This window comes from Vibrio sp. D420a (assembly GCF_030248625.1).
Lineage (GTDB): Bacteria > Pseudomonadota > Gammaproteobacteria > Enterobacterales > Vibrionaceae > Vibrio > Vibrio fortis_A.
In genome coordinates this window covers 168,293-180,776 of sequence record NZ_JAHGAN010000001.1, presented here as the reverse complement: position 1 = coordinate 180,776, position 12,484 = coordinate 168,293, and the positions used below count along the sequence as shown (strand labels likewise).

The 12,484-nt window shown below is 45.0% G+C and carries 14 protein-coding genes; 1 reads left to right on the top strand and 13 read right to left on the bottom strand.

Annotated features, from left to right (window positions below):
• Positions 1-108: 108 nt before the first annotated feature.
• Together KI743_RS00790 and KI743_RS00785 are read right to left on the bottom strand one after the other, a co-directional pair.
• Positions 109-558, bottom strand: a complete 450-nt coding sequence (locus tag KI743_RS00790) for an L-alanine exporter AlaE (RefSeq protein ID WP_032549397.1) — start codon at positions 556-558, stop codon at positions 109-111.
• A gap of 247 nt (positions 559-805) precedes the next feature.
• Positions 806-3,208 (bottom strand): ATP-binding protein, encoded by a 2,403-nt coding sequence (locus KI743_RS00785; protein ID WP_285464271.1) that lies wholly within the window; start codon positions 3,206-3,208, stop codon positions 806-808.
• Positions 3,209-3,379: 171 nt separating this feature from the next.
• Here KI743_RS00785 and KI743_RS00780 point away from each other — a divergent pair, with 171 nt between their 5' ends.
• On the top strand, positions 3,380-3,949 hold the full coding sequence (locus KI743_RS00780) for a YecA family protein (RefSeq protein ID WP_285464214.1): 570 nt from the start codon (positions 3,380-3,382) through the stop codon (positions 3,947-3,949).
• Between the two features lie 108 nt (positions 3,950-4,057).
• On the opposite strand, the gene KI743_RS00775 is transcribed toward KI743_RS00780, so the two are convergent.
• The 11 genes from KI743_RS00775 to cydX form a co-directional block, all read right to left on the bottom strand.
• Positions 4,058-5,104, bottom strand: coding sequence for a potassium channel family protein (locus KI743_RS00775; RefSeq protein ID WP_032549401.1), 1,047 nt, complete (start codon positions 5,102-5,104; stop codon positions 4,058-4,060).
• Between the two features lie 144 nt (positions 5,105-5,248).
• Positions 5,249-6,310, bottom strand: coding sequence for a quinolinate synthase NadA (gene nadA, locus KI743_RS00770; RefSeq protein ID WP_032549402.1), 1,062 nt, complete (start codon positions 6,308-6,310; stop codon positions 5,249-5,251).
• Between the two features lie 117 nt (positions 6,311-6,427).
• The gene (gene ybgF / locus KI743_RS00765) at positions 6,428-7,210 is read right to left on the bottom strand and encodes a tol-pal system protein YbgF (RefSeq protein ID WP_285464211.1); all 783 of its coding nucleotides are present in this window, start codon (positions 7,208-7,210) and stop codon (positions 6,428-6,430) included.
• A gap of 31 nt (positions 7,211-7,241) precedes the next feature.
• The gene (gene pal, locus KI743_RS00760) at positions 7,242-7,784 is read right to left on the bottom strand and encodes a peptidoglycan-associated lipoprotein Pal (protein WP_032549405.1); all 543 of its coding nucleotides are present in this window, start codon (positions 7,782-7,784) and stop codon (positions 7,242-7,244) included.
• Between the two features lie 110 nt (positions 7,785-7,894).
• A complete protein-coding gene (gene tolB, locus KI743_RS00755; protein WP_285464208.1) occupies positions 7,895-9,247 on the bottom strand; it encodes a Tol-Pal system beta propeller repeat protein TolB in 1,353 nt (450 codons plus the stop codon).
• 12 nt (positions 9,248-9,259) lie between these two features.
• Positions 9,260-10,327, bottom strand: a complete 1,068-nt coding sequence (gene tolA, locus KI743_RS00750; protein WP_150871852.1) for a cell envelope integrity protein TolA — start codon at positions 10,325-10,327, stop codon at positions 9,260-9,262.
• 13 nt (positions 10,328-10,340) lie between these two features.
• Positions 10,341-10,784, bottom strand: coding sequence for a protein TolR (gene tolR / locus KI743_RS00745; RefSeq protein WP_032549409.1), 444 nt, complete (start codon positions 10,782-10,784; stop codon positions 10,341-10,343).
• A 3-nt stretch (positions 10,785-10,787) separates the two neighbouring features.
• Complete coding sequence (gene tolQ, locus KI743_RS00740) at positions 10,788-11,471, bottom strand: protein TolQ (protein ID WP_032549410.1); 684 nt, start codon at positions 11,469-11,471, stop codon at positions 10,788-10,790.
• On the bottom strand, positions 11,461-11,898 hold the full coding sequence (gene ybgC / locus KI743_RS00735; protein WP_285464269.1) for a tol-pal system-associated acyl-CoA thioesterase: 438 nt from the start codon (positions 11,896-11,898) through the stop codon (positions 11,461-11,463). Before ybgC ends, tolQ begins: the two co-directional genes overlap by 11 nt.
• Positions 11,899-12,063: 165 nt before the next feature.
• On the bottom strand, positions 12,064-12,366 hold the full coding sequence (gene ybgE, locus KI743_RS00730) for a cyd operon protein YbgE (protein WP_032549411.1): 303 nt from the start codon (positions 12,364-12,366) through the stop codon (positions 12,064-12,066).
• Positions 12,359-12,466, bottom strand: coding sequence for a cytochrome bd-I oxidase subunit CydX (gene cydX / locus KI743_RS00725; protein WP_000270284.1), 108 nt, complete (start codon positions 12,464-12,466; stop codon positions 12,359-12,361). The genes ybgE and cydX overlap by 8 nt, the downstream gene beginning before the upstream one ends.
• Positions 12,467-12,484: the final 18 nt, after the last annotated feature.

The following is a 12,484-nucleotide window of genomic DNA, read 5'->3' as shown; positions in this document are numbered from 1 at the left end:
GATTCTGCTCGCATTGGTCAAGGGGCATTGTCAAAAAAGTTACCTTAATTAGTCTGTTCGCTTACAAATTAACTCATTCGTTTGAAAACAAACCAAATATCAACAAGATTACGCTTGTTGGTAGTAACCCGGTACGCGGAACCATTTACGACACATATCCAAGAAGTAGCCATATAGCACGCCCATGCCGCACGAAATCACTGCGTTACTGGTTACTGCTGTAACGATTTGATCAGTTGAAGCACCTACCGCGAACAAGATACCTGCATAAACTGGAGACTGGAACAAAACGTACGCAACTAAATCAGACAGGTTTTTCGCCAATGAACTGTCTGAAATTTTCGCGCCGTTACGTAACACCCAGTCACGAAAAACACCGTAAGGCCATGCGATCGCAATATTCACAGGGATAGAGAGCGTTCGTGATGCAAGAGACTGTTCAAACGACATACCAGAGATAAAAATCTCAACAATCATGCCAGAGATAAAACAGAAAACTACCATAGCAAAAGTATCCGCTGCTGCGTTACGAATACAAAATGGCCCACGAGACTTCATCGCATAAAACCCAAAATATACCACTGCCAATTCAGTGATTTAGTAACATATAAAAAGGGCAATTCAACACCCAACCAGATTATGTCACTATTAAAACACAATATTTGCAGTTATAGATTTCAAATTTAAAATAAAGTTGTAAATTTACAACCAGAATTGACAATAAAACCAGTTACTTCGACCAAAAAAACAGATCTAGCTCAATTTTTATTCAAACCGTACTTCATTTCCTGTAATTTAAATACAATTATTCAACTGGAATATTAACGGTTATTGAGTTGATGAGTTCTTGTGAAGGAAAGCGCCCTTTTGAAAGCTCTTGAATGGCTTGAGTCAACAATGACGGAAGCAAAGAATCCTCCGTCGGCTCGATATGGATAAGTAGATTCTCCAACGCAAACGTTGCTAATTCTATACTTTGATCTTCAAGTGCAATGTACAGAGTCACCAAGAGCTCCTCAGTGTTGTCGGGAGCTTTGATCACAGGCTCTTCATTCGACGATGGTTGAGAGCCGTGATATTGATAGAGCTTGTTAGAGAACCTAAATAGCGCATCATCAAGCTCTCGCTCATCAATGGGCTTAGCTATGATGTAATCTACCCCAGCCCCAATCATTCGCTCACGAGTCTCTTTAAAGACGTCGGCAGTACACCCAAAAATAAGCACCGATGACATATCGTCAGCCAATGCGCGTATCGCAGTCGTTGACTCTACACCGTCCATCACTGGCATGTGATTATCCATCAGAATCAAATCAAAGCGCTCAGAAGCCACTGCCTGAATCGCAAGTTCTCCGTTTTCAACGCTCTTACAGCTAAAGCCTTTATTGTTCATGAAGGTTTCAATGATCACTGTATTAGTGCGGTTGTCTTCCACAATAAGGACTTTTAAACCTGAGTAGTTAAGCTTCGAATGCGGTAGGCTTTCGACCTCTCCGGGTTCTGTAGGCTCAATTCTCAAGTTCACATCAAAACTGGTGCCAATTCCCTCTTCACTGGTTACTTGAATGTCTCCGTCCATTAACTCAGTGATTTTTTTCACAATCGCTAACCCAAGCCCGGTACCACCAAAACGGCGCGTGGTAGAAGACTCAGCTTGTTCGAATGGATTGAAGATACGTTTTTGAGCTTCTTTGGAGATCCCAATACCGGTGTCACGAACCCGAATGTTCAGGTAGGTGTTGCCATTTCGGATAACCTCTTTGAAGTAGACTTCAACAAAGCCGCGCGAGGTAAACTTCACTGCGTTATTGAGCAAGTTAAACAGAACCTGACGCAGACGTGCCTTGTCAGAGAAGTACCAACGACCAGCTGCCACTTCGGTGTAGACCTTAAATTGCAGCCCTTTCTCCGCAGACAAGGTGTAGTAGACACTGTTAATACTGCCAATCAGTGAGTCGAGTGGGAAACGGGTATTATCAAGATCTAACTTACCCTGCTCTATCTTGGAGAAGTCCAAGATCTCGTTAAGTAGCGTCATCATATGATCGCCAGATTCGTACAAACTGCGCAGGTGTTTCTCTTGCTCGCTGTTTAAGGGCGTCTTAAGAAGGATTTGTGCGGTACCAAGAACCCCATTCATTGGCGTTCTTATCTCGTGAGAGAGTGTTGCTAGGAAAGCCGTTTTGGCATTAGTTGATGCCTGCGCTTTTACTTTCTCAGCTTCAAGGAATACGGTTTTTTCATTGAATGTTTTTATCAGATAACCAATCTCATCTTGGCTTTGATAGTTAACATCTATGACGCCTCCCTCCTTGGAGCCATCAACTTTAGCTGCAATGGTGGTAATTGGACTGATTAGATAGCGATTTAGTAGGTAGTAGCCGGCCATCACACACAAGAGTAGGAACGGTGCGATACCCCATTCAATACTCATTACCTGCCTAGATACTTCATCAGCGACTAATAGCTTGGAGTTGACGACATCGACCTGCCAATCAAACTGACCAAACTTGTGTTTACTGATATAAATGCCTTCAACCAGATTGAAATTGTGTGTCACCAATATTTGTTGATGTTGATCACGTAAGGTAATACCGAGGTCGTACTCTTCGGCGTGGCTTTTTATGAAGTTTAGAAGCTCGGTTAAAGATAAATCCACCGTCGCGACCCCCGAGAACTTACCATCCAAATAAAAAGGGGCTGAAGCTGTAATCATTTGAATGTGAGTATATGGATCTAAGTAGACATCACTCCAAGATACCGTGCCAACAGGCTTTTCTACGACAGATGCGTACCACGCCTCTTGGTGGTACAGCATCGACTTAGGGTTGTTGTAAGAGAAAAGCTGGTCGATTTTTCCGTCGTCAGCTTTATTAAAGAAGTAACTGTCTCGTTCTCGATCTGCTTCGTACACATAAGGTTCTGGCCAAATACCAGCACTGATAATGGTATCGTCACTGGTCGCAAGAATCGATTTGAAATGACGAGCCAGCAATTTTGAGTCAGGTTGAGCTTGTGCAAGGCCCACCAGGCTGTGTAAAAAGCCCTCTGAGCTATTGAGTGGTGCCTCAATTAATGATGAAAGGATTTCTGCCCTTAAGTCTAGGTTCTGCTGGAGCTTGGCTCTTACAGGCGATTCAACAACGAAATAGGTGACACTGCCGATGATGGCAATAAAGGTCGCTAGGTACAATCCAAGCGCAACCATGCTTTTTTTCTTAAGAGAGGAACGTATCTGCATATAGTTTTATTGTTGCTTTTTTATTTAAGCTAGCGACTATATCCAGTTACATCAAGCCTTTTTAGATTGGGTTTTGATTGCGACAGCAAGATTGGTACTATAAGCACAAATTTGTTTCACCTACTATGGTACTTCAGTTTGACACTACAAGAAATTCTTGCGCTTCCTGAGCTGGAAGGCAAACTCATCACAGAACACAAAACACTTGGCTTTGTGACTGCTATGGCAGCCGCGCCGAACGTGTTAACGCCGCACGAATGGCTTCCATTCTTATGGGGCGGTGAAGAAGTTGCTCCTTTCACTGATGGCGAACAATTAGAGAGCTATATTGAGCTTATCATTGCGCTTTGGAATGAAACTCGCCCAGCTTTAATGGAAGGCAACTGGGCTTGGCCACAAGCTTGTCAGTTAGATGAAGAAGAAGTAGTGAACGAAGCAACTCGTGATTTCTGTGAGGGCCTGCTACAAGGTTGGCAGATCGCTCGTGATGACTGGGAAACCTTGATGCCTGAAGAGAGTGAAGACAACGCACTGGTTGGCGGCGTTCTACTTTCTATCAGCATGCTTTACGATCCAGAGACTTCTATTGCGACACTAGCAGAGCAAGGCGTTGAAGGCTTGGAGCAGTTTGAAGAGATATTCAATGCTGTACCCGTTATGCTATGTGGCTTGACGCAACGCGGTATCGCTTTGGCTGAAGCTCAATAACGAATGACATCGAGCATGCATCACGCGATGATGCAATGAACGAAAGAATGAAAGGCTTCCCATCGGAAGCCTTTTTTGATCTCGTTAACCAAGGATTACTCGGTTCCACTATTTGTTTGTAATGGTTTGCCAGTTGAACTCTGGGATTCGCTCATCCGCAATATAAAAGAGCTTTGATCCTCCACTGACTTCAACGTTCAACTCAGGATTAAGCTCGATCCCCTGCCCCTCACCGTGATCTATTGCGATCAACGTCGCTTGATAACGCTCTTTGAAAACACTAAAGATAGGCGCTACCGTTGTTGTTTCTGCATTCTCTGGATAGTAAGTGGAGTATTGCGTCATGCCCCGTGTCGAGCTAAGCAACTCTTGGTGCAAAGCGCTCGAACCCGGATCTACAGCCGCTTTAGCCAACATTTCCGCGCCCACTGCCGGAATACACTCCGAGTTTGGACAGTGCTTGTGGAGCAAATCACTTAAGGCTTCGTCTTTAAAATAGACCAACAAGTGAGCATCAGGGTTGCGATTCGCACAATACAGGGCTGCTGACAAAGTAATGTCATCTTCTGGATTATCAATCAAGATACAGCTTGCCGACTCGATGCCTGTCTTTTCCATCTCTTTACCATCGGTGTAGCTGTTCACTTTAACGAAGTTGATCTCTCCCGGAAGAGGGTTTTCTATATCAGAACGAGTACACAACACAATTGGGCGCTTACCAGTCTCTTCATGCTGTAACATTCTTATAAGATGTATCGTTCTTTGCTCATTCCAACCTAACATTAAAATGTGGTTTTCCACTCGAATTCTCCTTTTACCCAACAGACCTGCACGCCAATATTCAACACCCTCGGTTGCGACCTTACCGAGCAAAGCAGCAAATAAGCTGAGACCTCCGGGAATCACAAATAAAATCACTACCCACTGACCAAGCTCTGTGGTTGGTGACAAATCACCATATCCAACCGTTGAAGCCGTCACGACCAGATAGTACGCGAAGGTAGTGATTGAGGACGTGAGATCGTGCTCACCCGCAATGAACAACAATAGCCATGCCGTAAGCACATACCCTGCAAACGCCACCAACAAGTTCTTCCCGTTTAACACGAATAGATTCGCCTGAAGCCAACGCTTGAGCTGTAACCAGATAACCATCTGCACCTCAATCAAGTATTTAGTTAACTACATGCTAGGAAATTTTCAGGATATCAACAAGATATCTGGTGTAAAACACACGAAAAAGACACAAAAAAACCAGCACGAATGCTGGCTTTTAAGTTCTGAAGGTAAAGATCTTGCTTACGCGTTGCCCTTCACCTGCATGTTCAATTGCTCTGCGAAATCAAGCATGCGGTTCAAAGGGATAAGAGATTTCACGCGTAGCTCGTCAGAAACGAAGATCTCGTGTTGCTCACCACCATTCTCAAGTGCATTTTCAATCGCCTCTAGGCCATTCATCGCCATCCAAGGACAGTGTGCGCAGCTACGACATGTTGCACCAGCACCTGCTGTTGGCGCTTCAATCAGTTCTTTTTCAGGCACCAATTGCTGCATCTTGAAGAAGATACCTTTGTCTGTCGCCACAATCATTTGTGGGTGCGGCAACTCTTTTGCTTTTTTAATCAGCTGGCTAGTAGAACCAACCGCATCAGCTAGCTCAACCACACTTGCTGGAGATTCTGGGTGTACAAGAATTGCTGCTTCAGGGTAAACAGACTTCATCTTTCTCAAAGCATCAGCAGAGAATTCGTCGTGTACGATACACTCACCTTGCCACAGAAGCATGTCTGCACCTGTTTGGTTAGCAATGTACGAACCTAGGTGACGGTCTGGGCCCCAAATGATTGGTTTGCCTTCAGCATCTAGGCTTTCGACAATCTCAAGTGCGATACTTGATGTCACAACCCAGTCAGCACGCGCTTTTACCGCAGCAGATGTATTCGCATAAACCACAACAGTATGGTCTGGGTGCGCATCACAGAACTCAGTGAACTTGTCTGCTGGACAACCAAGGTCCAACGAACACTCAGCTTCTAGTGTCGGCATTAAAATGCGCTTTTCAGGTGTCAGAATTTTCGCGGATTCGCCCATGAATCGAACACCGCCGATGATCAGTGTGCTCGCTGGGTGACGGTTACCAAACTTAGCCATCTCTAGCGAATCACCTACGAAACCACCCGTCTCTTCAGCGAGTGCCTGGATTTCAGGGTCCGTGTAATAGTGAGCGATCAAAACAGCGTCTTTTTCTTTTAGTAGCTTTTTGATGTTCGCTATGTGAGCCTGCTTTTGAGCATCGTTCAATGGAACTGGCTTCGGTGGGAATGGGTAAACAGTGTCGATTTTATCTAATATATGGCTCATTGCTCTTGCTCTACGCAACTTCTTCCGAGAATTAGAGCATTCTACACAGTACAACGATTGGGATCAAAAAGGATTAGGAATAAAAAAAGGCGCTGATGCGCCTCTTTTACTAAAGAACTATAAATGAGTCTTGGCTACTTTTGCCGATGCACTGTTCGGGTATTCGGCAACCACTTGTTCGTAGTACTTTTTCGCTTGCTCAGAGTTATTGTTACGCGCAGCGATGTCGCCAAGCTTCACTAAAGCATCAGCGCGCTTGTTTGAGTCTTTGTAAGCTACAACAGCTGCAAAGCTCTTCACTGCCTCTTTATCTTGCTTCTTAGCAAAATAGAGCTGACCTAACCAGTAGTGTGAGTTAGGTGTGAACGTAGAATCTGGGAAGTCTGTTTGAAACTTCTGGAATGCAGTAATCGCACCCGTGTAGTCTCGCTGTTTGAGGATCATATCCACAGCGTTTTGATAAGCGGTTTGCTCATCAACATCAGTACTGAAGGTACCTTCGGCGCCTTTCGCGTCTGTTGCCGGAACAACAGCGGCTGCAGAGGCTGATGATTTCACTTCGCTTCTTACTTTATCAAGCTCGATAAACAGCTCACGCTGACGCTCTAACATCTGTTTCATGTCGTAGCTATTGCGTTCAAGTTGACCACGTAGCTCACTGATCTCAAGAGCCATGTCGTCCATTTGTTGCTGCATTTGAAGTTGAACGCGATTGCGGTTTTGTAGCAAGCGCTCTAGACGCTCGATATCGGTTTCATTCGAAGCCGCTCGAGTAGAAGAGGAAGTTGAATTGGTTGTGGTGCTATTAAGATCGGATACTGGAGCTGGTGCAGCGAGCGCGGTGCCCGCTGCACTTGCCAGTAACGAAAGCATAATGACACGCTTTGTGTTACTGAACATGAGGCTATTCCTCAATTAAAAAGTCTACTAATTAGTAAACTAGTACTGCACGACGGTTTTTAGCGTACACTTCTTCAGATTGACCAAGAAGAAGTGGCTTCTCTTCACCGTAGCTTACGATAGAGATTTGGTCAGCTTGAACACCTAGAGCTTGTAGGTACTTAGCAACAGCTTGTGCACGACGCTCACCTAGAGCGATGTTGTACTCAGGAGTACCGCGCTCATCAGCGTGGCCTTCTACAGTTACTTTCATGTCTACGTTTTTGCTTAGGTAAGCTGCGTGAGCTGCTAGCATCTCTTCGTAATCACCCGCGATAGTAGCGTTGTCGAATGCGAAGTAGATAGTTTGAGTTTCACGTAGTGCTTGCTCTTTAAGCTCTTGCTCTGACAGTTGACCGTTCGCGTCAATTGGTGTCACAACAGTTGTGTCTACGTTGTTTTCTGAACCTGAAGTTGCTTGGTTAGTTTCAGTACCAGAAGTCGCAGATGTTGCATCATCACTTGAGCTACATGCTGTTACTGCCATCACTGGTAGTGCAATCATCAAGCCTTTAAGAACTTTATTAAGTTGCATCTTATTTTCCTTACGTTATCAAACTTAGTTTCTACAGCCGATAAATTGCTATAGATAGTTACTTGCTACAATAGTTATTACTATCAATAGCTAATTGCTTTTAAGCGTGGCTACAGAAACGGTGACCATGCTGGCGCTCTTACACGTCCATTAGTTGCCGGTAATCTAGCTTTAAAACGACCATCGATAGATACCATCGACAGTACATTTGTTTGGTTGTAAATAGAGCTATAGATAACCATACCTCCATTTGGTGCAATACTTGGCGACTCGTCTAGTAAGGTTTTAGTTAGAACCTGTACCGCGCCTGTTTCCAAGTCTTGCTTGGCCAAGTTAAATCCAGAGTTGCTGCGATTCACCATAATCAGGAATCGACCATCAGGGGTAATTTGACCACCTAAGTTCTGGCTGCCTTGCCATGTAATTCTTTGGGTAGAATTATCTGACAAATTTACATTATAAATCTGGGGTTTACCACCGCGATCAGACGTAAAAATGAGAGACTTGCCATCAGGATGCCAGAAAGGTTCCGTATTGTTGGCACGGCCGCGAGTAATTTGCGTCAGTTTACGAGTCTGTAGATCAAGCGTGTAAACCTGAAGACTGCCTGTCTTCGAAAGTACTAATGCCAGTTTCTTACCATCAGGAGAGAATCTTGGCGCACCATTGTGACGAGGGTATGACGTCACCTTTTCACGTTCACCGGTGTAGATGTTCATGATAAAGATTTCCGCTTGACCATTTTGGAAGCTCACGTAAGCAAGTTTCTTACCATCTGGAGACCAAGCTGGAGACATCAGTGGCTGCTTTGAACGAAGAACCAAACGCTCGTTGTAACCGTCGTAATCCGCTACTCGCAGCTGGTACGGGTACTTGTCCTTATCATTCACTACAACGTAAGAAATACGCGTTAAGAATGCGCCTTTCTCACCTGTTAGTTCTTCATAAACAAGATCTGAAATTCGGTGTGCGTACTCACGTAAACGTGGGCCAGGTACGGTTGCTTTCTTATTGAAAAGAACGTGGTCTTTCGAAAGAACCAGTTGGCCCTCATCGCTCAGTGCACGGCTTTGACCATTAGTTAACTGACCACGTACGATATCAACCAGTTGGTAGTTCACTACGTATTGACCTTGCGCATCTCGAGTAATGCTACCGGTCAGCAATGAATCAACACCTAGGTTTGTCCATGCATCGAAGTCTACGTCCGCCTCGCTGTATGGTGTTTGTGGCATTTTGCTGGTTGCAACTGGGCTGAATTTACCACTGCGCTGCAAGTCTGATGCGATCACAGCAGAAACATCGTGTGGTAGCTTCTCTTTACCTTCCCATTTAAAAGGCACAATCGCAATCGGTCGTGCAGAGTTGATACCATCGGTAATAACGAGCTCCAACGCAGCGTGTGCAAACTGACTGCTGGTCGCTATTACAAACACAAAACTCAGTAATAGTTTCTTTAACACGGGTTCGTCCTTTTACTCTGGTAATACTGTTAGGTTAATGTTTTTCAACGAGTTTACGATATCTGGGTCTTTCGGTAGTGGGTAAGACTGCACTTGGGCTACTGCTCGTTTCGTCGCAGCACATAGCCGGCTGTCACCCTCTAGGATCGAAAGGCTACCTAAAATAGCGTTTGAACCAGTTGGGATCAGCTTGAGGTTAACCCTACACGACTTTCCCCTAAAGCTATCCTCCAATAGCAGGTTTTGCTCTATGAGCTGGGTATAAATCGCACCATATCGCTGAACTTCATCACCAATAAATTGTTGTCTTGCTGAAGAGTTTTGCGAAGCCTCGGTTTCAAGGCCTGCAAAGATGTCGTTAAGTGCCGCTTCTTGCTGCTTACGCTCTTCTTCAAGTCGCTTTAATCGCTCTTGCTCTTTACGTGCCTTTTCAGCCGCTTCTTTTGCCGCTTTCTCTTTCGCTAAACGCTCTTTTTCAGCTCGTTCAGCCGCCTCTTTCTCTTTACGTGCTTTTTCTGCCGCTTCTTTAGCCGCTTGCTCTTTTGCCAAGCGTTCCTGTTCTGCTTTTGCGATAGCAGCCTCTTTCGCTTTACGCTCTTGTTCCGCTTTAACTAATGCGGCCTCTTTGAGCTTACGATCGGCTTCAGCTTTCGCTGCGCGCTCTTTCTCTTGCTTAAGACGAACTTCTTCAGCTTTACGCTGTTTCTCTTGCTCAACGCGACGCTTCTCTGCTTCACGAGCTGCTTTTGCCTCTTTGGCTTGCTTCTCTTTCAGCTTGCGAATGTTCTCTTCTTCCGCCTTACGGTTGCGCTCTAAGCGTTCACTTTCTCGGCGTAGCTTATCAAGGCGCTCTTGTTCTTTCTTACTCGCAGCTTCGCGTTGCTGACGAATCTGCTGCGCTTGCTGGCGAACGAGCTGCGGATCAATAACAACCGCTTGAACCATTTGGCCGCTTGGCTCGGGCTCAGACATAGTAAAATCTGCACCCACAATCAGCACAACGAATAACACCACGTGCAGCGCTAGCGACACGATAAGTGGTGTACTTAAGCTATTCGATTTAGTCTTTTTTGTTTTCATGAATGCTACGGAGTTATTCCCTTATATCCGTCAGTAGGCCAACCTTAGGCACCCCTGCTCGGCTTAATTCATCAAGTAGTAAAACAACTTCAGCATACGGCGTTGCAGCATCGCCACCAACCGCCACTGGTGAATTTGGTTTAATTGAAAGCTCCGCTTTCACTCGCACAATGATCTCTTCTAATGACAGACCACGTTGAACTTCTTCGTTGTTCACGCTTAGCCCTAGTTCACCGTCTTTATTTACTTCAACAATGATAAAGCTGGCGTTATCGTCACCGAGAAGATCTTGAGCCGATTTTGCTGTTGAGGCTTGTGGCAACTCTACGTCCACACCTTGAGTAACGAACGGCGAGGTCACCATAAAAATAATCAGCAAAACCAGCATAACGTCGATGTAAGGTACAACGTTAATCTCTGCGGTCATTTTGCGCTTTTTAGGTTGGTATCCTGCCATCGATTATTCCCTGCCAGCCATCGCTTGACGGTGAAGAATGCTGTGGAACTCTTCAGAGAATGTCGCGTAGTTATGTTCTAGCTTACCTACACGGCTGCTGAATCGGTTGTACGCCATTACTGCAGGAATCGCTGCAAATAGACCCATCGCGGTTGCGATAAGTGCTTCTGCGATACCTGGCGCAACCATTGCTAGCGTTGCTTGTTTTACTTCACCCAATGCGATGAATGAGTGCATGATCCCCCATACGGTACCAAAAAGGCCGATGTATGGACTGATTGAGCCAACCGTTGCAAGAAACGGTAAATTGGTTTCCAGTTCATCGACTTCACGAGCAACGGCAACACGCATCGCACGGCCAGTACCTTCCATAATGAAATCTGGTGACGCTGCGTTAGACTTACGCAGGCGTGCAAATTCGGTGAAGCCTGCGTAGAAGATCTCTTCTGTACCAGAAAGCTCGTCTTTACGCTTGTTGCTTTCTTGGTATAGCTTAGACAGATCAACACCTGACCAGAACTTATCTTCAAAGGTCTCAGTGTGTTTCGCCGCTTGAGAAAGCACTTTACTTCTTTTTATGATCATCGCCCACGAGACGACCGACATACCCATTAGGGTAAGCATTACCAGTTTAACCAGTAAGCTGGCTTCTAAAATAAGGCCTAAAATTGAGATTTCAGCAGTCACTGTTTGTCAGCTCCGTAAGAATAAAAGTCGGCATAGCCTTAGGTTTTATTTTCTGATTGTCGATACATGCTACCTTAACCATTGCTTTACACAATGCTTTGCCATCAGGATTTACGATCTCCTGACAGAATACTAGGGAAGCACGTTTCAGTTCATAAATCTTTGTAATGACTTGTAAAGCATCATCAAGGCGCGCACCTTGGATAAAATCGATATCCATGTGTCGGACAACAAAACCGATGTTTTGTTCTAAAAGGACTTGCTGAGATACCCCAATTGAGCGCAGCATCTCGGTTCGAGCGCGTTCAAAAAACTTCAGGTAGTTGGAATGATAAACGACGCCACCTGCATCTGTGTCTTCATAATAGACGGTGACAGGCCAGGTAAATGGCTTAGATGATCCCTGCAAACTCATACCACAATACAAAAACGTTAAAGATATCACTATAACTCAACTCTTTGACATTAATAGTATAACGGCATGAAATATTTGATTTGTGTGGTGAAAAAAAAGGCCATCTGTATAAGATGACCTCTTTTCGGCTAAAAACCAAACAGTGCGATAAAGCCTGTATTCACGGGCATTGCGCCGCTATATGAACCTTAACACTGTTAGGTAGAGCAAAATTGTGAGTGAAGCATATGGGCTAAACAGCAACTGCCATACCCACGCTCTAGGCTTAAAACCAACCCCGAAAACCATGCTTGAACACACCGCCCAAATCAACATTGGACCGATGACCGCATTGAAGCCGCCAATACTCTCGGCGTAGGCTTCAGGATCCCACATAACCAAGCCAACATGCACGAAACCCAGTACTAGAGACAAAACTCGAAGAAGAGTCTTGTCCATAGGTTGGTGCAGCTTGGTCACTTGCTCAGTGAGATTACTCACTGTCTTTATCCATCATTTCTGAGTGCTCTAACCAAAGAGCGTTAATGATGCCGAATGCACATGCTAGAAGTACACCCAAAATCCATGCGAAATACCACATAAAATTTCTCCTAAGTTA